The organism is Alteromonas sp. 5NS40-0096 (assembly GCF_057544385.1).
Genome location: NZ_BAAJLQ010000004.1, coordinates 318,502 through 337,872, shown reverse-complemented (window position 1 = coordinate 337,872; position 19,371 = coordinate 318,502). Strand labels below are relative to the sequence as shown.

The 19,371-nt window shown below is 45.4% G+C and carries 22 protein-coding genes; 13 read left to right on the top strand and 9 right to left on the bottom strand.

Features of this window, described 5'->3' with window-relative positions; genetic code table 11:
• The first annotated feature begins 89 nt into the window (after positions 1 to 89).
• Entirely contained in the window at positions 90 to 1,082 is a 993-nt protein-coding gene (locus tag AC27G9_RS14145) for an AraC family transcriptional regulator (RefSeq protein WP_487075079.1), read from the top strand.
• A gap of 12 nt (positions 1,083 to 1,094) precedes the next feature.
• Here AC27G9_RS14145 and AC27G9_RS14140 read toward each other — a convergent pair whose 3' ends face one another.
• Entirely contained in the window at positions 1,095 to 1,466 is a 372-nt protein-coding gene (locus AC27G9_RS14140) for a VOC family protein (RefSeq protein WP_487075078.1), read from the bottom strand.
• Between the two features lie 208 nt (positions 1,467 to 1,674).
• Between AC27G9_RS14140 and AC27G9_RS14135 the strand changes: the two genes are divergently transcribed.
• Genes AC27G9_RS14135 through AC27G9_RS14125 form a run of 3 tightly spaced genes read left to right on the top strand, consistent with a single transcriptional unit; the run spans position 1,675 to position 3,477 of the window.
• Positions 1,675 to 2,316 carry an energy transducer TonB gene (locus AC27G9_RS14135; RefSeq protein WP_487075077.1) on the top strand — a complete coding sequence of 214 codons (642 nt, stop codon included), beginning with the start codon at positions 1,675 to 1,677 and terminating at the stop codon, positions 2,314 to 2,316.
• A gap of 11 nt (positions 2,317 to 2,327) precedes the next feature.
• Complete coding sequence (locus tag AC27G9_RS14130; protein WP_487075076.1) at positions 2,328 to 2,897, top strand: RNA polymerase sigma factor; 570 nt, start codon at positions 2,328 to 2,330, stop codon at positions 2,895 to 2,897.
• Positions 2,890 to 3,477: a hypothetical protein gene (locus tag AC27G9_RS14125; RefSeq protein ID WP_487075075.1), complete on the top strand. Its 588-nt coding sequence runs from the start codon at positions 2,890 to 2,892 to the stop codon at positions 3,475 to 3,477. The genes AC27G9_RS14130 and AC27G9_RS14125 overlap by 8 nt, the downstream gene beginning before the upstream one ends.
• Before the next feature lie 43 nt (positions 3,478 to 3,520).
• Here the strand turns inward: AC27G9_RS14125 and AC27G9_RS14120 are convergent, their stop codons facing one another.
• A complete protein-coding gene (locus AC27G9_RS14120) occupies positions 3,521 to 4,117 on the bottom strand; it encodes a LysE family translocator (protein WP_487075074.1) in 597 nt (198 codons plus the stop codon).
• 95 nt (positions 4,118 to 4,212) lie between these two features.
• Between AC27G9_RS14120 and AC27G9_RS14115 the strand changes: the two genes are divergently transcribed.
• Positions 4,213 to 5,583 (top strand): aminotransferase-like domain-containing protein, encoded by a 1,371-nt coding sequence (locus AC27G9_RS14115; protein ID WP_487075073.1) that lies wholly within the window; start codon positions 4,213 to 4,215, stop codon positions 5,581 to 5,583.
• On the opposite strand, the gene AC27G9_RS14110 is transcribed toward AC27G9_RS14115, so the two are convergent.
• The 3 genes from AC27G9_RS14110 to AC27G9_RS14100 all read right to left on the bottom strand — a co-directional run bounded on the left by AC27G9_RS14110 (position 5,580) and on the right by AC27G9_RS14100 (position 7,270).
• Positions 5,580 to 5,891 carry an AzlD domain-containing protein gene (locus AC27G9_RS14110; RefSeq protein WP_487075072.1) on the bottom strand — a complete coding sequence of 104 codons (312 nt, stop codon included), beginning with the start codon at positions 5,889 to 5,891 and terminating at the stop codon, positions 5,580 to 5,582. The genes AC27G9_RS14115 and AC27G9_RS14110 overlap by 4 nt on opposite strands.
• A complete protein-coding gene (locus tag AC27G9_RS14105) occupies positions 5,888 to 6,613 on the bottom strand; it encodes an AzlC family ABC transporter permease (RefSeq protein ID WP_487075071.1) in 726 nt (241 codons plus the stop codon). Before AC27G9_RS14105 ends, AC27G9_RS14110 begins: the two co-directional genes overlap by 4 nt.
• 123 nt (positions 6,614 to 6,736) lie before the next feature.
• Positions 6,737 to 7,270, bottom strand: a complete 534-nt coding sequence (locus AC27G9_RS14100) for a hypothetical protein (RefSeq protein WP_487075070.1) — start codon at positions 7,268 to 7,270, stop codon at positions 6,737 to 6,739.
• 230 nt (positions 7,271 to 7,500) lie between these two features.
• Here AC27G9_RS14100 and AC27G9_RS14095 point away from each other — a divergent pair, with 230 nt between their 5' ends.
• The 4 genes from AC27G9_RS14095 to AC27G9_RS14080 all read left to right on the top strand — a co-directional run bounded on the left by AC27G9_RS14095 (position 7,501) and on the right by AC27G9_RS14080 (position 10,113).
• A complete protein-coding gene (locus tag AC27G9_RS14095; RefSeq protein ID WP_487075069.1) occupies positions 7,501 to 8,214 on the top strand; it encodes a substrate-binding periplasmic protein in 714 nt (237 codons plus the stop codon).
• Between the two features lie 324 nt (positions 8,215 to 8,538).
• Positions 8,539 to 9,285: a response regulator gene (locus AC27G9_RS14090; RefSeq protein WP_487075068.1), complete on the top strand. Its 747-nt coding sequence runs from the start codon at positions 8,539 to 8,541 to the stop codon at positions 9,283 to 9,285.
• An 83-nt stretch (positions 9,286 to 9,368) separates the two neighbouring features.
• Complete coding sequence (locus tag AC27G9_RS14085; protein ID WP_487075067.1) at positions 9,369 to 9,782, top strand: hypothetical protein; 414 nt, start codon at positions 9,369 to 9,371, stop codon at positions 9,780 to 9,782.
• 88 nt (positions 9,783 to 9,870) lie between these two features.
• Positions 9,871 to 10,113 (top strand): hypothetical protein, encoded by a 243-nt coding sequence (locus AC27G9_RS14080; protein ID WP_487075066.1) that lies wholly within the window; start codon positions 9,871 to 9,873, stop codon positions 10,111 to 10,113.
• 97 nt (positions 10,114 to 10,210) lie between these two features.
• Here the strand turns inward: AC27G9_RS14080 and AC27G9_RS14075 are convergent, their stop codons facing one another.
• A complete protein-coding gene (locus AC27G9_RS14075) occupies positions 10,211 to 11,896 on the bottom strand; it encodes a methyl-accepting chemotaxis protein (protein WP_487075065.1) in 1,686 nt (561 codons plus the stop codon).
• Positions 11,897 to 12,191: 295 nt separating this feature from the next.
• Between AC27G9_RS14075 and AC27G9_RS14070 the strand changes: the two genes are divergently transcribed.
• The gene (locus AC27G9_RS14070; protein ID WP_487075064.1) at positions 12,192 to 12,731 is read left to right on the top strand and encodes a BON domain-containing protein; all 540 of its coding nucleotides are present in this window, start codon (positions 12,192 to 12,194) and stop codon (positions 12,729 to 12,731) included.
• 160 nt (positions 12,732 to 12,891) lie between these two features.
• Here the strand turns inward: AC27G9_RS14070 and AC27G9_RS14065 are convergent, their stop codons facing one another.
• Both AC27G9_RS14065 and AC27G9_RS14060 read right to left on the bottom strand, forming a co-directional pair.
• Positions 12,892 to 13,290, bottom strand: coding sequence for a hypothetical protein (locus AC27G9_RS14065; RefSeq protein ID WP_487075063.1), 399 nt, complete (start codon positions 13,288 to 13,290; stop codon positions 12,892 to 12,894).
• Positions 13,291 to 13,383: 93 nt separating this feature from the next.
• The gene (locus AC27G9_RS14060; RefSeq protein WP_487075062.1) at positions 13,384 to 15,489 is read right to left on the bottom strand and encodes a TonB-dependent receptor; all 2,106 of its coding nucleotides are present in this window, start codon (positions 15,487 to 15,489) and stop codon (positions 13,384 to 13,386) included.
• 163 nt (positions 15,490 to 15,652) lie between these two features.
• Between AC27G9_RS14060 and AC27G9_RS14055 the strand changes: the two genes are divergently transcribed.
• Positions 15,653 to 16,747, top strand: coding sequence for a DUF2855 family protein (locus AC27G9_RS14055; protein WP_487075061.1), 1,095 nt, complete (start codon positions 15,653 to 15,655; stop codon positions 16,745 to 16,747).
• A 45-nt stretch (positions 16,748 to 16,792) separates the two neighbouring features.
• Here the strand turns inward: AC27G9_RS14055 and AC27G9_RS14050 are convergent, their stop codons facing one another.
• Entirely contained in the window at positions 16,793 to 17,803 is a 1,011-nt protein-coding gene (locus AC27G9_RS14050; RefSeq protein ID WP_487075060.1) for a 5'-methylthioadenosine/S-adenosylhomocysteine nucleosidase family protein, read from the bottom strand.
• Positions 17,804 to 18,034: 231 nt separating this feature from the next.
• On the opposite strand from AC27G9_RS14050, the gene AC27G9_RS14045 reads away from it, so the two are divergent.
• Together AC27G9_RS14045 and rluF are read left to right on the top strand one after the other, a co-directional pair.
• Positions 18,035 to 18,568, top strand: coding sequence for a TetR/AcrR family transcriptional regulator (locus AC27G9_RS14045; protein ID WP_487075247.1), 534 nt, complete (start codon positions 18,035 to 18,037; stop codon positions 18,566 to 18,568).
• A gap of 21 nt (positions 18,569 to 18,589) precedes the next feature.
• The gene (rluF, locus tag AC27G9_RS14040) at positions 18,590 to 19,339 is read left to right on the top strand and encodes a 23S rRNA pseudouridine(2604) synthase RluF (protein WP_487075059.1); all 750 of its coding nucleotides are present in this window, start codon (positions 18,590 to 18,592) and stop codon (positions 19,337 to 19,339) included.
• Positions 19,340 to 19,371: the final 32 nt, after the last annotated feature.

Here is a 19,371-nt window from a genome sequence, read left to right as displayed (position 1 = left end):
TTTGTGCGAGTAGCTTGGCGCATTTAGCAAGTGATTTTTCCCTCGTGCATTTTTATAATCAAGTTATCCTTGCTTTGGGAAGCACTAATTTGACTACGCAATTTGCACTAGAAATGGGTTGGAAAATCGTCATGGTTGATTTGGGCCTTGATGTACAACGGGTATTACACCAAGCCAAAATCCCTTCCGATATTTTTGAACAAGTGAATCCCAAAGTCAGTTTCAAGCAATTTGTTGCCTTGTGGGAAGCTTGCGAGCAGGCATCATCCAGTACAGACCATCCCCTAATAGTAGGCACGGCTATTTCGCCAGAAACCTTTAGTCCCGCTTTGATCGCGGCTCAATGCAGCGAGAATATGCTGATGGCAACGAAACGGTTGCAAAGGTTTAAACCACTTATTGGGCCCATGACGTTAAATACACATCGCGTAAAGCTTGGCACGCAGTACAGTATTTCTACCCTCACAGGTGAGGCCATGCCTGAGAGTTTTCGATTAACCGAATGCATTTTTCTCTTACAATTGTTACGTCTATGCACTCGCAAGCACATTAAACCTGTAGAGATTGCTTCTCCTTTAGCAGCGTCCATGTCACCAAACATTAGTGAATACTTCGGGATAACGCCAACGCTTGGCGAGGAGACGTTTATTACCTTTGATGATGCGGCGCTAAGTCAGCCTTTTATCACTCAAAATAACAGCCTTTGGCATTTTCTTGAGCCGCAACTCAACACCGAACTCACGAAAGTCACTGCACAGCAAAGTGTCAAAGAAAAGGTAACAAGCTTGTTGTTAAAATTGATTCCCGCGGGTAACGCCTCAATTGAGTCTGTCGCCGAGCGGCTTTTCATGAGTAAGCGCACGTTACAACGCAAACTCAACGCTGAAGGGTTCAGCTTTCAACAAGTCCTCAATGATGTAAGACAGAAATTAGCGCTACATTATTTGAAAGACACCAACCTTCCATCAAACCAAATCGCTTTTATGTTGGGTTTTGATGACCCCAATTCGTTCATTCGTGCCTTCAGTAAATGGCACGGTCGTAGCCCGGAGGCAACACGAAAACAACACTTAGGTGCTTAGTTCCACAACGGCCTAATTTACGCGCCAAGGTGGATTCAGTCGATTTTCACCAGCCCAATACAGTTTAATCTTGTTGTTGCTTGGATCGCTAACAATTGCTTCGCGCCACAAGTAAGACTGGTCAGTAGGGGGCTGCTCGATCTCGATGCCTTTTGCTGCAATGTCAGCTACCCATTCATCAAGTTGCTCGTGCTCAAAGTAAATCACCGTGGGGTTGTTTCCCGCGTTAGGATCAAGTACCAATGAAAACGTGGAGTCGCCTTCGGGACATTCAAACCGAGTATAATGTTCGGTATCCACAATTAAGTTAAATCCCAGTTTGGTGTAAAAAGCGACAGCTAAAGGCATATCGTTTACTGCTAAGGTCACTTGGTTTAAGTTCATGAAAGCTCCTTTTCGTTAGTGATGTAGAGTATTGAAAAATCAATCGGCGATGTTGAAGGTAGCCAACGCGTGCCGCTTTTCATCCACAAATATCAAACTACAAGTAGTTAGCATGGGTCGCAACCTATTCGTGGATTAAAAATAAATTCACATTTTTTCACCCCTTTCCTTTTTCTCACCCGTTGAGTTAAAAAAAAGGGGAAGAAAAATGCAGACCATCACTCAAACATTACCACAACCAAAGTTAACTGTTAGAGCACTCGGCAGCATCACATTGGGCGTTGCGATAACCTTCGGTCTTTTTGTTGTTATGGCTAAGCTGATCGAGCAAGATCATGTTGTTATCGACCCCTCAGAGCCTGTGACGCTGGGGCCCGTCGTTTTGGATGTCGACGAACCAGAGGTAATAGAAAGAAACAAGATAAAGCCCATGGAAAAGCCAATTCAGCCACCGCCAAAAGAATTGCCTCGCGCCGACGAAACACCAAACAACGAGGTAACTGATTTCACCATAGGGCCTATCAACACGGTGACAGACATCACCATAGACACATCGGTTGGCGGTGGCATTACCGATGGCACGGCCACGCCTATTTTTAGAGTTGACCCCACATACCCCGTTGATGCGGCTCGAAACGGCACTGAAGGTTGGGTAAGATTGTCATTTTCGATTTCGCCGACCGGCACTGTGCAAGACATTAGTGTCATAGACGCCAAGCCAAAGCGCATTTTTGACCGCGCGGCTAGAAGAGCGTTAGCAAGGTGGAAGTACAAGCCTACAGTGGTTAATGGCACGGCTGTTAGTCAACCCAATATGAATGTATTATTAGAATTCAAGCTCGATCAATAAGGAGACGTTTGATGAGCTATGCCAGAGCTGGGCTACTGGTTTCAATCAAGGACTTTTTTTCAAGCTCTCCCTCACCAGAGAGCTTGATGTCTCGTTTTGCAGCGAAGGACGATAAACAGGCACTCGCCGCTTTGTATGACCAGCATAACAATAAGTTGTATTACTATTTGTTGGTCATGTCCGATGCGGATACTGCGGCTGATATCACACAAAGAACTTGGTTGAAAGTCATTGAAAAGAAACATCTATATGGCGACCAAGGTAAATTTGAAGCTTGGTTGTTCACGCTCGCGAGAAACACCTTACTGGACGAAATCAGACGAGTATCTCGCTTTGAACACAGCGCCGAAGCCCTTGACGCGCTGGCCGGTGAGGTAAACTACGAACACAGCCAAGACCGTTTTCACGATTGTCTGACGTGTTTGCCGTTTGAACAAAAAGAAGCGTTTTCCTTACAGCAAGAAGGCTTCAGCCTGGCTGAAATCAGCCAGATTTGCCACACCCCTGTAGAAACCATCAAAACCCGTTTGCGTTATGCGAGAGAAAAACTGCGTAAGGCATTGGAGACGTCCCATGAATGATTTGGATAAACAGCTTAATGCCGCCTATGAGCGCAGTAAGCAAAATCACATACCGCCTGCCAAAATAAAACGCCAAGTGATGCAAGAGGCGGAGCGACAAGAGAGCGGCTATCTACCTTTTTGGTTCAATCGCGAGTGGGCAGCAATGGGAGCCGCAGGTTTTGTACTGGCAATTTTGGTCGGCTTGTTTGATTTTACCGATCAGGTCATGACCTATCACGACCCCAGTGATTCATTGGTTGCTTTAGAAGTACACGCTTATCAGGAAGAACATTTCGGTGTTAACGCCCAACAATATCGGGAACAGCTCACTGCATATCAGGCTGATTTTGAACAAAGCTTGGCACTTCAAAAAGTCGCAAGTACTCGCGTAGTCAGATTAGAGCAAACCGAGGGGCGATGGGTTATGTCAGACTGTGACAATCACCAAATTGCTATTTCGGATAGACTGCTCGCCGATCTCAAAGCGGATCAGCGTGTAGAGACTGGCCTATCGGTGGGGGACCAAGTTGAACTCGCACTCAATAGAGAAGGGTTCATTTTACAAATCAATAATGCACAACAGCCAATGCAGTGTTAAGGAAGGGCAGCCGCTAGATGCTGCCCATCTTGGTCTTGGGGTATCACGCAATCCACAAAGTGATAGCCATTACGAGCATCACGAGAGATAACAATGTAAATAACCCGTTTTTCTTTTGCTCATCGCGCAAAAATGTATGCAGAGAACTGCCAACCAACGTCCAAGTAAAATTGGCGCCAACGCCAGCGAGACTGAATACGGCGATTAACATCACACTGCCTTGCAATGCCAAATCGGGTTCGATGAATTGACCATATGCAGAAATCAACATAAACCATGCTTTTGGATTAAGAGGGTGAATTAACAATCCGCGATAAAAACCCGGATATTCCACCGTTTTACTCTCCATCGCGTTTCTACGAGCCATCCATAGTCCCCACGCAAGATAGACGATATAAAGGCTACCAAGCACTTTCACGACCAACATAAGTTGAGGAAAGTGAAGAAACAACTCGCCTAATCCCACACACACCGCTATCGCGGTAAGAAAAAAACCAGAAACCACACCTAACAACATAGGTATTGTGCGTTTCACTCCCACCTGAACACTCGTCCCCAAAAGGGTTAGATTGGCTGGTCCAGGGGTAAAAGTCATACTGATTGCAAACACGGTTAACATAAAAATGGTATCGAAACTCACTTGCGTATCTCCTGAACATAGCGTATTGATATATTCAGACAGAAATGTGCAGTATCAAATTATTTAATTGATACCCTATCAATAAGAAGAAAGTTATGTGGCAACCTTGTATCCAAAAAACGAGTAGCACTCATCTTTACCGACAAATCGTCGATTGTCTTGCGAGTGATATTCGCAGCGGTACACTGAGGAAAGGTCAAAGGTTGCCGACAGTAAGATCGTTAGCCGACGCCCTTGGTGTCACTGCAGGTACGATAAACAAAGCCTATGCCGACGCTGCCGAGAGAGGGCTTGTCGTAAAAACTCAGGGCAAAGGAACATTTGTATCTGGAACGAAACCCACAAAAATGCCCTTGCCGACAATGGTCAGCGGTGCACCAACCTCTTATGACTTTACAATTAATCAGCCAGCTGAAATGGATTTGCAGTCTTATTTCGCCCCCCATTTGGCGTCGTTAGCCAAAACTGGGGACAATCAAATGTGGTCTTGCTATCGAGATACTATCGGCGAACCTGCTCACCGAGAATCCATTGCTTCATGGTTGAATACGCGCGGCGCCAAGTGCCATATGGACGATGTATTTCTCATCAACGGCGCTCAACAAGGAATGATGTCCGCCTTGATGTTGCTTTGTGGCAAAGGTGATACCGTGATGGTACAGGCATCCACCTTCCCCGGGGAAAAAGCACTATTAGACATTCTCGGTCTGAAGCTTCTGGTCGTCGAAGTAGACAACAATGGGTTAGACTTGGCGTCATTCGAAGCGGCCTGCAAAGCGTCGCTGAGCAAAGTATTGATTTTGCTTCCGACTGCACACAACCCGACCGGTATCACTATGTCACTGTCTCACCGGCAAGCCTTGGTAGACATTGCGCGACGTCATGGTGTGTTCATCCTAGAAGACGACCTCTACCTGCATCACGAGCCTGTGGTGGCTTTACAGCAACTGGCTCCAGAAAGAACGTTTCACATCTCGGGTTTTTCAAAATGTGTATCGCCGGGTTTGCGTATGGGCACGCTCATCGCTCCAGCGGAATTCAAACTTTCTCTGACTCGTATTATCCAGGCTCAAAACTGGATGACCTCTCCCATTATCACGACACTTGCCCATCAACTATTACTGGCAGGTGACGTAGATAAGATAGTCGCAAAACGTCAGATAGAAAATCAAAAACGCTTGGCTATTGCTAAAGACTATTTAAAGGATTATCGCCTCGCGTACGACCCAGTAAACATTCATATTTGGCTCAAACACTCGCCCACCGCTAACAACGCCGAAATCATCAGCCGTTTGCACAGTCGCAATGTGGAAGTCCTACCTTCGGCCTTTTTCTATTGCGATGGTCGAACAACGCCGCATATTCGACTCTGTTTAGGGAATTTGGCCTTGGACAGGATGATCAAGGGGCTTGCCCTTATCCAACAAGAACTCAAAGTATCAGTAATGGAAAGGGCTATTATCTAAACAAAGATGTTTAACGCCACGAATACCGCCATACTGGCGATGGTGGTTAATAATACGTTAGCGGTATAGCGCGCCAGCACGAACGCCAATGTCGCCGCAACTAAGTATGGGTTGTGCCATGTTACGGCTAATTCTCCTTCTGGAAGAAAGACAATTGGCACCCAAATCGCCGTCAGAACCGCAGGCATAGAATAGCTCAATAGCACCCGCATTTTTTCATTTAACTTCAGTGGGATTGCTGGCTCAAGAAACAGGTAACGGCTGGCAAATACGATTGCACTTAACAAAATGATAATCAGGATAGTCATTGCCCTCTCTCCTCTTTCAATCTTGGCCGTTGACTGTCTAATCGCGTTTCGCACCAGTACCCGGCAACCATACCAAGTAGCGATGCTAACATGAGTGCTCCTGGCACAGCTTGGAGTGTAAAGAAGATAATGCTGGCTCCCGATACGAGTACCGACACTAACACTGGAGCTGTCTTTATGTGTGGCACCACAATGGCGATAAAGGTGGCGGCAACAGCAAAATCCAATCCCCAAGATTGGATATCAGGGAAGAAGCTTCCTGCCCAAATACCGATAAAACTCGCGATATTCCATATCAAATAAAACGATCCTCCTACCCCTGCCGCATACCATCGAGTAAAAGCCTTATTGGATTGCCCACTGCAAATGGCAAATAGCTCGTCTGTAAGCCAATGCCCGAGTAACAAGCGCCAGTACCACGGCAACGGACTAATTTTGTCGCGCATGGCGACACTGTATAGAAGGTGGCGAGATGTAATGAAAAAAGTGGTCAGCACCATAGTACCAAGCCCAATACCAGCCTTAAACATGCCAGACACAACAAGCTGAGCAGAACCGGCGAACAACACTGCAGACATTGCTTGGGCTTCCCACGCGTTCATTCCTGCATCAATGGCATACGACCCGGCTAAAATGCCCCATGGTATGACAGCGATACTCAATGGAAGCGCCGCAATGGCTCCCTTGAGAACAAGTGAAAATGGGCTAAATGAAGAGTTCAACAACAGGCTCCGTTAAAACAAGAGATCGTTATGATAACTCGATGCAGGAAACATTCGACGTTTACATTGATACAGTATCAATAGTCAAAACCACCTCAATGATTATTGTGATTAACCGTGTTGCTACCAACCTGCTTTATACTTTTCATTGGCCAAAAACGCTTCCGCTTCCAAAGGCGCTTCCTCATAGCTATACACTGACATATCGGCAAAATGTTGTGTCACTACCTCATCCAAACTCGATCTTTCAATTTGCAGCACATGAACAAGCTCATGAGCTAATTTGGGTTTATCGAGTTGAAAACCATGTCGCACGTAAATTGAATAACCAAAAACTTGAGCATTGTTTATGATGCCTTCTCCGACAAAGCCCAAGGCCTCACCAAGCGTTTTCAGCGCGAAGTTATCATGGGGAAAAGGCACCTCATCAACATAAATTATTCGCACCAGTTCAGGTTTTTGGACTCCGATATCGATAGCTAATTGACGTTCTCTTTGGCTAAGAGGAACGCCAATTTTCTGGCCCTGCTTTTCTGTTTCATGAGCCCAAGCAATATATTGAGGTACTAGGACACTCGTGATTATTTCTTTATGGAACACTATTACTGCGACTATCGCCGTGACAATAAATAAAACGGTGAGTTTGAATGCTTTCATATGATTGTAAGATCCCTTCACAATTGAATTTAACTGGCTACAAATTAAGCCAATGCGCCTGATAATCTAACACGTATGCTACGTATTAATCATTAGTATAAATTTTTGATTTTCAGTCGAAATTAGAGACGCCTGTGACATACTCAAGTGACGGCACACAATTTAAACAAGCCACTCAATGTAAGCTGATGCGATTAAATCGTAGAATAAATTTGGGCTTCTTGGCCCTCATGATCACAATACCCTGGTGCGTTTTGGGTAATCCACAAAAGCCAGAAAACATCGTGCTAGCCGTCTCCGAGCACGTTGATTGGTACCCTTATTCTTACATGGAAAATGGCAAACTCGTCGGTACAGATATTGATATATTGAGACAAGTTGCACATCACATCAACGTCAATATCGATATGCTTTTTGATGTGCCACAACGCAGACTCACCTCACAAAACAAACATTTGGGCTTTAATACCGTTATTGGCGCAACGTTCACTCAAGAACGAAGTCAGTCATATTGGTTTTCCTTACCGTATCGCAAAGAAATCATCAGTGTGTTTTACACCAACTCAAATTTTGACAACTTCAAGTCTCTGCGGTCACTATTAGCCGTATCAGAGACATCCACAGTTGCCACCAATATGTCAGCTTATTACGGCCAAGAGTTTGACGCAGTCAAGCAAGACTATCGTCATCGATTTGCCCATATTGAGACGGCCGAAAGACGAGTTTTAATGCTGGCCAAAAACGCCATTGACTTGATTGTCGATGACCAACTCAACATACAAAGTATCATCAAAGAAAGAGATATTCGTGGCGTTAAAAAAGCAAATTTTATCGTCATTCAACAAGATGTTTGTTTTATGTTTACCAAAAGTGATTTCGACAATAGCTTTGTTTCGCGCTTCAATGACGCACTTAACTTACAACTAAAGTCTAAAACCTATTGAAAACGAAGGTTAACGAGGCAGCGAAAAGGTCTTAATTTAGGTATACGATTTTCGATGTAATCCACGTATTACCTACTTACTCACTTTCGTCTCATTATCATCAAAAGCCCGCAAACACTGGCGTTACGCGTGATTTAACAAGGTCGTTACATTAGTATCAAAAACAATAATTGAGGCTATATGTAGAAAAATTACTCTATTGTCGAATTGCGTAGCACTTCTTTTTCGGTACACTTTCGGCACTTTTTAATCATGGAATCACTGACGTTTTAAGTTGACTCAAGCCTGACTCGGCATCGCGGTAAACTGTCAGAAGAACGCTCATTGGAAGAACGCAGTAGCGGGAAGATGATGAACAACTTGAGCAACAAACAAACATTGACGTCAGAACAGAGCAACGCGAACGAAGACGCTTTTTTGCGCTATATCTCGCAGAAAATTAATGACCTCAAACAGACAGACAATGGCAATGTCATTGCCCAATTGAGCCATGAAATCAGAACACCTATCAATGGTATTTATGGCGCACTCCAGATTTTGAGAGAGCAACCAGATCACCCTAATGCTGTGCATTTGCTTGAACGTTCTATTGAATCAACTGAACGCTTAATCGATGTCGTAGATAAATTATTGGGTAGCCAGTGGGTTATCAAACCGCAAAACACTGCCGTTCACTCGCGATCTCAATCTAGCTCGCCACCCGATTTTAAGGACAAAACAATATTGGTCGCTGAGGACAATGAGATTAATCGGCTGATACTTGAAAACATGCTTCAACACACTGGTGCCACTGTTATCTTCGCCTGTGATGGGCAAGAAGCAATTGATGCGTTTGGGCAATATCAATTCGATGCCGTTCTTCTCGATATCAATATGCCGAACGTATGTGGTATAGAAGCCTGTATTCGCATAAAAGAGCGTTGCAAACAGATTCCTATACTCGCCATCAGTGCAAACATGCAGCGCACTGACATTGAAAAGTATACCGTTTCCGGCTTTGATGGTTTTGCGGCCAAACCATTGAACATTCAAGTGCTATACAACACGCTTGGTCAGCACCTTATTCACTAACGCCTCCAGAGTTAAAGTAAAAAACTCAACGGCAATATGCTATTGTCGAGCCAATTGTATTTTGACACAAACGGTTGTCGCTAATGGTGTGGTCATTGTATTGGCGCATGCTAATCGCTACTTTGATTGTATTTTCGCTAGTATTAGTCGGCGTACTTACGTTCGATATCTTCTCTTTAATTCCCAATACTGACTATTACCCAACGGTTTTTTGGTTGCTTTGCGCCAGTGTAGGTTTGGTTTGTGAGTTGTTGCTTTCAAATGGCCTCGTGTCAGCAATCTGGGGCAGCCGCACAGGTATTAAAAGCCAAGATTGGTGGTATGTTCGCCTGGCATTTATCGCATTATTTTTTGTGCTGGCTGCTCTCGCATTTACGGTTGAACACCTGACCTCTCGCTGTATTTGGAGTCTTTACAAACTTTACTGCCAACCCTCCGTTCTCTTATTGTGGCCAGTATTCATTGGAACGTTATTTACTCGAAAAATCGCCCGCTAAACGCTGATTCCACTGCCGGAGGTCGTTGTCTTTGCACAGTCAAAAAAGGTTATAATGTAACGCATCTAACCGTATTTTCGGAATCACCATGATCACAGTAGAAAAAGACATCAACGCGGAAGAAATCACGATTTATGCGGCACCAGAAGACCTGAGAGACTTTGCAAAATTGCTATGGAAAATTTCGGAAAAAGCGGAAACAAAAGGCAAGCACAAAGAGCAACTCTCGACTAAATCGAGCTCTGAAATCCCTTTATCAACCAAGCTGAAAGGTGAGCCTAAAAAACACAGTATTGTTAAACAGCTATCTATCGTTTCCAAAGTCGATTAGTGAAATTAGGCAGCTCCAAGCCCTAGGCGAGTAGTGCATTCCATTATTTATTGTCGCGCCCGTGATGTGCTACATGCCGCTGAAAAGCGGCATGTACTTACACTTTAAACTGACCCACGATTAACTCTAAATCATGGGTGACGGCACCCATTTTTTCAGCATTCTTGCAGCTGTTTACCGCAATTTGGCTTAATTCTGTGGTTTGTTCAGAGATTTCCGCGATACGTTTACTGATTTCACCACCCACCAAACTCTGTTCTTCCGCCGCGGCCGCAATTTGTGTGTTAACGCTGTTCATTGTCTCAACTGAACCGGCGATTTCCGACAAGCTATTTGACGTATCTGCGATACTATTTTCTACCGCACCACTTCGACTGATATTTGATTCCATCACCGACACGGCAGAACGCGAACCTGTCTGTAATTTACTGATCATTTCTTGAATTTCTTCAGTGCTACCTTGGGTTTTGCTCGCGAGATTGCGCACCTCATCAGCTACCACCGCAAATCCTCGGCCTTGTTCGCCCGCTCTTGCTGCTTCTATCGCCGCATTCAATGCCAGCAAGTTTGTCTGTTCCGCAATGTTTTCAATAACCTGCAAGACGGCGCTAATGTTTTCCACGTCGTGGCCAACTTGTTTTACGACATTACTCGCCTTTTCCATCTCCTCTTTCAACTGGTCCATTTCATTGATACTTTCATCCACCTTCACTAAAGCTTGTTGACCATTTTGGTCAGCCAGTTGAGCCGCATCGGCAGCACTGCCAGCATTATTCGCCACCTGTTGCGCAGTTTGTGACATTTGGGTTGTAGCGGCTGCGACTTGTTCGATTTCTCTGTGTTGAAGTGAGCTAACTTCTTCGATACGCATGACTTCAGCGGTGAGTTTGCCACTCTCTGATTTCACATTCATCGACACATCTTTCACCCTTGTGATGAGATGGCTAAGCGATTCCAATAGTGCATTGAGGCCCGCAGACAGCTGACCCAATTCAAATTTGTCATTAACAGGAAGACGTTGGGTCAAATCGCCATTACCGCTGGACAGTCGCTGAATAGAATCTGTGACCGCTCTCAGTGGTGTGAGAATTGACCCCATTACCACAATACTACAAAACACAAGCGCGGCTAAAATGACCACCGCGGAAATGACAATCGAAACTAAAAGCTCCTGCTCAGACGCTAAACTCTGGGCGCTGAATTTGGATACCTGCTTTTCGATCTGATCGATGTAGACACCTGTGCCTATCATTAATTGCCAGCGTTCCAGATACATTGAGTAAGACAATTTCGCAACTGCTTTCGTCTGTCCTAGGCGAGGAAAATGATAAGCCACAAATTCAGAGCCCGTTCCTCGGCCATTTTGTTTACCCGCAGTAATCAGGTCTCGAATTAGATACACGCCATTGACGTCTTTAAAATCAGCGTAGCTTTCGCCAATTTTCGCGTCGGAGGAGCCAGAGAATATGCGGATTGCGTCTGCATCGTACCCGAATATATATCCGTCTTCTCCAAACTCCATTCTGCGCATCAATTCAACCGCTTCGTCTCTGCTCCCACCCGCCTCATATATGGGCTTAATCGTGGCATAAACCATCTGCATTATGGTTTTTAACTCGGCTTTTTTGGTATCAAGCAACAGGGTTTCCGCGGTCTCCACTTCTTTCTCGATGAGATTGTCGAGTTTGCTCTGTACCAGTATCACCATGACCAACGTTGAAACCACTAAAGGTACGATTGATACCAATAGCAGACGGTTTCGAACTGATATTTTGTCGAACATAAAGATCACTCCCAAAGGGGTTTTCTGCGCGCTATGTCTTAAAACTAGTCCACTTCAGCCACTTTGCAAAAATGTTACGAAGACGTAAAAAATCATTAAATTGATGCTTTATTGTTCGCGCTAAGCTGAAAAACTACGCTTCCATCATAAGGTGTTGCCAAATCGCGACATTATTCACGCCTGATTTAACAAAATCTGAGACAAAAAATAAAAATAACCAACAAAAACAATAATTTAAAAAACTGGCACGGAGCTCGCTATAGCAATATCAAGTCTCACCACTGGGAGTAGGACAATGAAAAGATTCGTCTTGTTTACCCTGTTAGCTATGAGTAGCGGCGCATACGCCGACGAGCAAGTATGGCAGCAGCAAGCGCATGACGCTTGGGTGGCAGGTAAGGTGGAAACCACCTTACTACTGAATGACAATTTGAATTCCTTCTCAATAGAAACTCACGTTGTCAAAGGCGTAGTGACATTGAGAGGGGATGTCGATACCAGTGTAGAGCGAGCATTGGCTGAAGAATTGATTATGTCGCTTTACGGCGTAAAAGACGTGAATAATCGCATCGAAATCGCGGATCAGGATGATGGCGACACAGTGTTAGAAGAAGCACAAAGTGAATTGGATGCGAAAGTGGAAACCGTAGTCAAAACTCGGTTGTTGCTTGAAGCCTCAGTGAGAGGGTTAGCAATTGATGTCAATGCCCGCAATGGCATCGTCACACTAAAAGGTTTTGTTAACAACCATCTTGAACGAGAACTTGCTTTAGCCATCACGCGAAACACGAATGATGTGAATGGCATTATCGACAAACTGGTTATTGGTTCTTAGTACCGTTTCAATGAACTCGCACAGGGACGTGCAGTTCGCCAATTTTCTCTTCCGTTAATCAAGTTTTGGGTTTACATATGGATGTGTGGCCCCCTTCTTTTATGTCTCACAAATGAGACACTCGAAAGTCGTTACACAATAAGAAGTAAAATCAGTGTGATTAGGCAGCCATGCCCTTAGATTCAAGCCACGTTATGGCTTGTGCTTCGGTGTCAAAAAACGCGTGAGGGATCTCGGCTCCCTCCAACATCCGCTGAAACTGGTGTTGTGCACTTTGCGCCACCACTGAACTACCCAACACAATTGCTGAGCACTCTAGTCCGCTGGCATAGGCTACTTCCATAGCCTTACTCAATGTCACTTCCGCTTCTGGAATGAATAGGCTCTCGCCTTCAGCAATAATGATATCGTACCAAGCTGAACCGGAGCGCAATTCGATATGCTTGCGATATTCATCCATGAAACTGAGAACAAACTCCTCATTCCACGGCCCACGAGCAACAACACGGGTGACGACCCCTTGGGTCGTAATGGAGAAACTGCCGTGGATTGATTGCATCACCATACTCCGACATCTTGCTGCAGATAATGACTAAATATTCAAAATACCTTATTTTTGCTGCGATGCAAGCACGCAGCCTTGCCTTTTAGTCTAATACCACTGCACATTTAAGGTCAGCTGAGCATTTCTCGGTCTCCCTGGAAAATACCTATCACCACTGAACCCAGAAAAGTCAGCTCGCTCTGCATATCGCTTGTCGAATAGGTTTTGTATGCGCAACCCCAGTTGTACCGAATCCGTCACTTGCCATTGACTATAGAGAGCAAACAGGTGATGACCATTGTACTGGTGTAAATTTTCTGGATCGGTGAAGTATTGGCTGATGTGTTGCCACTCCAGCTCAGTGCTAAAGTGAGTCGCAGGCTGCCAGACTAACACGCCATTTAGCAACCATCGTGGAGCCGTATCAATTTCATTGCCTTGAATTTGAACCCCGTTGATAAGTTGTTCGTGTTCATAAGTCTGACGACTGTAGCTACCATTTAGCCTTGCACTAAACAGTTCATTTAGCTTCGCACTTAGGCTCAACTCTATGCCCTGATGGCGTGTTTCACCATTACTGAGATTGAAGAAATCACTATCACGGTAAATCACATTGTCTTTAGTGAGCTCATAAATCGACGCCACAAGTGACCAGCTGTCTTGATAGGTTTTCACGCCAACTTCGTATTGCTGGGCTGTGACACTATCCAAATCCGCCAACACCTGGTTGCGCTGTAATCGAAACAATTCGGTGGCTTGAGGCGCTCGATAACCGCGAGATACATTGGCGAACAAACGCGTTTGTTCAGACAACGAGTAATTCACACCTAACTTGGGCGAAAACCGTGAGAAAGACACATCAGCTGAAGCAGGGCGGCTGTAGCGACAACCACCAAAACCACACGTACTGCCATCATCCCGAGTTCGCCCTGTTGGCAGGTGATTAATATAGTCATAGCCCATGTATTCGAATCGTCCGCCGACCACCGCTGTGAGTCGGTTCCACGTCGCAGTCAAACTGATAAAAGGCGCAATCTGAGTCGCATCAACACTGTAATCGTAGTGGCTACCAACGGGAATCGTCTCTACCAAGAAATTTGAGCCTTGGGTAGGTTCGTTTTGAAATTGCCTAAGACCGCCTTCGGTATATTCCGCATCCACTCCCCACTGTAGGGAATAGTTCTCATCGAAGCGATATCCCATCGAAGATTGCACACCAACACTGCGTTGATCGTTTTCCTCTATCGGTGTACCCGGTAAAAAGTGCATCAAGAATGCCATATCCTGATTACGCAAATAAGGCGTAATCGTTACATCGATATCATCAAATTGCGTATCGATTCTCGACCACAATCGAAAAGACTCCGCTTTGCGATAAGCTCCCTCGTTGAGATTTTGTCGCGACAGTGCTTCGCTACGGAAGCTGTTTTCACCAACGATAAACCCCGCAGTATCTTGGTCTAAGTTGGTATAGGTCAGCCCCGAAGTCAGGGAATAGGCACTAGTTTCGAAACGATGTCGAACATTGATTTTCTGTTGTTCAAAACCTTCTGCATCTCGGTAGCCGCCATCGCGTGCGACACTGGTATTGATACCAATGCCACCATTATCGAGGGATTTACCCGCTCTAATCCGTGCGCGACTGTACCCAAAACTGCCCCAATCTAACCCCAGACTCGCCATATCGGTAGTCGTATCAGGCGTAATGACATTGATGACACCGTGAATCGCATTTGAGCCATAAAGTGCAGATACCGGGCCTTTTAACACTTCAATGCGTTCTGCCATCTCAGAATGGGCTTCAAATAGTTCATTGATGTTACAAAAACCCGCAGCTCTCAACGGAATATTGTCCTCAGCCATGAGTAAGCCACCACAAGCACCAGCACCAGTTAACACTGGCGAACGCAATGCCGGAAGATACTCTTGGCCATTTCCACGCTGTAGGTGAACACCCGAGACTTGGCGCATTAACTCTTGAATATGATTGGGCGAAATGCGTTCGATTTGCTTATCCGATAAACCTGCAATGACAAACGGCAGTGACGCTTCCAGCGCACTATCCCGATTGGCCGTAGTGACAATCCGTTCTATCGCCGCCACATCAACTTGAGCGCCGCCAACCTCTGACGTTTGCGCCATCGCATTGTTCACCGTCATCAGGCTCAGGCTTATGTAGCCAGCTGTGATCACAGGGTATTTCAGGTCTTGCATTGCCATTTCATTTACTCACTTCAAAACGGTGCTGATGACGTGCACTTGGCAGAATCATAGCTAGTATCAATAGTTGATTATTGCGATTTTAAAGTCGCGATCAGTCAGATACTCATCCACAGTAGGGAAAAAATAGAGCGCCACCTTAACACAGGAGAAGGTTATGTCTGTATGCGAAGTAACGCAGTTATGGGTCAACCAATCGGATTTACACGATATCTCAGCACACCATTCGGTGATTGATACTTCAACACTGAATGACGGCGAAGTCTTGCTAAAAACGGACAGTTTTGGCTTCTCGGCCAACAACATAACCTATGCCGCATTAGGCCATAGTATGGGCTATTGGGGTTTCTTTGGCGCGCCGGAAGGGTTTGGTATCGTTCCCGTCTGGGGGTTTGCGACTGTCGCTGCATCCAAGCATCCCAATATTGCTGTCGGCGAAAAGTTATTCGGCTACTTGCCGATGGCGACCCATTGGGTAGTCGCGCCGGGTAAAGTGACCGATTTTGGTTTTCATGACCATCACCCACAGCGAAAAAGTATCAGCCCTGTCTACGACAATTACCTACGATGTGCAAAGGATCCCGGATATAACCCAGCGAGAGAAACCTGGCAACTGAATTTCCGTCCGTTGTTTATGACATCATTTGTTCTAGATGATTTCGTTGGTGAACACCTTAATCACGATGCGATCATTTTATCGAGTGCATCGAGTAAAACGGCATTTGGGACGGCGCATTTGCTCATGAAACACAAAGCAAATCGCAATCAAGCATACAAAGTCATCGGCCTCACTTCTGCAAGTAACGTCGAGTTCACGCGATCACTCAACTGCTACGATGAGGTATACAGCTATGATGAACTCAGTGCGATAGCAGGAACACAGAAGGCGTGGTTGCTGGATTTCGCTGCCAATGGCAGCTTAATGGAAAATTTATCAAATCACTTAGATGACGCACTGGCAACCATTACTCTGATTGGTGCAACAGATTGGAATGCGTCGCAAAAACCCAACAAAAAAGCCTTGGAAGCCGAGATTTTCTTTGCCCCAGCGCAAGTCAAAAAACGCACTGAAGAGTGGGGGCAACAAGGTTTCTTAGGGCAGTACAGTCAGGCTTGGCAAAGCTTCGCGGGCCAAGTTGCACCCTTTATGCATCCTGCTGAAATCAATGGCATCGACGCGATTTGCCAATTGTATCGCGATACGCTGTCGGGCTCTGCAGATACCAAGGCATTAAACACCTTAGTATTCTAGAAATTCCTAGTCCAATTGGTAAAACAGGGGCCACTGCCCCTGTTTTTAATTTGCCAATTCGTCTAACACGGCAAACAACACGTTTGCGCCAATTCTAGAGACCTCTTTGTCGTATAGATGTTCGGTATTAACACCTTCTTGACCACCAGCTAAATCGCTGATTGCTCGAATGATCATCCAATCCACTTCATTGATAGTACACACTTGACCCACCGCTGCTGATTCCATTTCCGTGACTTCTGCGCTGAACACCTCTCGTGCCCATTTGCGGTACTCGCGGTTGTCCATAAATACAGAGCCTGTAATACCATTGCCACCAACCGATAAATTCGCCTCGCGTTGTGACAAAACCATTTGTGCTGGCATCCCATCCATCGCGCGCTGTGCGGCTTTTAGTAGCCTCTCCGTTGCGGCAAAATAGGGTGTGTCTTTTGGCTCATCCATACCTTCTTTGATAATGAGGACCTCGTCTGGATGAATAAAGGCAAAAGGTTTGTAATTCGGAACATGAGGGTCTTTGGCACGTCTCGCTGGCTGTTCATCTAAAAAGGTCTGATAGTACGAGGGCAGGACATACTCTCCTGTCTGACTGTCTAGATTGGTGTAAACACTCTCGTCGTGATAATACCAACGAGCAGGAACAATAACGTCGCCGGGTTGCCACTGCGGATTCACAGCACCTGCTATTCCCATGTATACCACTTGCTTAATCGGAAAGTAGTCTAGCGCCATCTGCATCGACATCGCGGCGTTTGCAATACTCATCCCCGTGGCGAATACCACGATAGGTTCATCATGGTAGTAACCCAAACGATAAGTTATGCCTTTGAACGTTTTGGTGTGGGTAATTTTCGCTGCAGGGTCTTGTTCAATACGACCGAGAATACCTTCCATCTCCGGCCCATAAGCGACGACAACAGCGGTCATCTCGGCTTGCTCAAAAGCCACTGGCCCGAATGCACTTTTTGCGTGTTCTTCCTTAATGATGACACAGCCGGTCAGTGTGAAAAATGACAGAACCAAAACCAACAGCCATGACGCGTGATTTCTAAACATAATCAACTACTCGAAAACCCAAAAGAATCGACACCATAACAATAAAATTAAGGAATTACAGTAGTCATTGCGCGTTTGTTTCAAGCGCCTTTAAAAAACGAAAAACTTGCATTAAATCAGTGCTAGCCTGCCCCAATGTGGCGCATTTTTCGAGCCGACTTGGTAAAAACTTGCGCGCACCACCTACCTACTAAATAATAGGCAACAAGATAACCGTTGAGACAAGATTCAATGAACAAAAGAGAGCAAATAATTAAAGAAGCTGAAGACCGCGCCCGTGTCGGGGGATATGGCCATTTTAGCTTCAGAGAAATCGCCGATGCCGTGGGTATAAAAAGTGCCAGTGTACATTATCACTTTCCAACGAAAGCGGATTTAGGAGCAGAACTTGCGCGCCAGTACACTGAAAAATTCATGCTCTCTTTAGCGAGCCAAGAAAACCAAAACAGGCCGGTTCTCGAGGTGTTTGCTGATCAGTTCAGGCATGCATTGCTGGTAGATAAAAAAATGTGTTTGTGCGGCATGTTAGGCGCTGAGTCGGATGCACTTCCAGTACAAGTACAACAAGAAACCAAAGCGTTTTTCGAGAAAAATATTGAATGGTTAACGCAAGCATTGGCATCAGAAAAGCACATAGACCGACAAGAAGCACACAAAAAAGCCATCAATGCGATCAGTATTCTAGAAGGAGCGCTACTCCTGAGTCGTACTTTAGGTGATAATAGCGCGTTCGATATTGTTGCTGAGCAACTACACCAACTTTAATCCCCTCGTAGGAAGCTACTCATGACGCAAGATACGCCTAAAAGGCTCAATAAATACATCAGTGATACCGGCTTTTGCTCTCGCCGAGAGGCTGATAAATTGATTGAACAAGGGCGTGTCACAGTCAACGACGCAAAGCCTGAGCTGGGTACCAAAATCACCGCAAAAGACTGCGTAAAAGTAGACGGAAAATTAATCGGCGCTGTAGCTAAAGATAAATCAGATCGCGTTTACATCGCATACAATAAACCCATTGGTATTACCTGTACCACGGAGCGACATGTAAAAGGTAACATCGTAGACGCCATCGGCCACAAGCAACGTATATTCCCAATTGGGCGGTTAGACAAACCGTCTGAGGGTTTGATTTTACTGACTAGTGACGGTGATATCGTTAATAAAATACTGCGCGCTGAAAATGCGCATGACAAAGAATATGAAGTGACTGTCAACCAGCCGATAAGTGGTCGATTCTTGCAAAAAATGGCGCGGGGCGTTCCCATTCTTGGCACGGTAACCAAACCGTGTACTTTAGAATCACGAGGCAAATTTAAGTTTACTATCATTCTGACACAAGGCCTCAATCGCCAAATCCGCCGAATGTGCGAGTTTTTGGGGTACGAAGTGACGAAACTAAAACGCACTCGCATAATGCACCTCAAATTAGGTTCGCTAAAACCAGGCCAATGGCGGGACCTCACACCAAGCGAGTTAAAAACGCTCAATGAGGCCCTAAAACATTCCTCAAAAACCGCTCAGCCACCCTCATAATCTGGCATGCTCTGCGAGTAAGTTGTCGCACT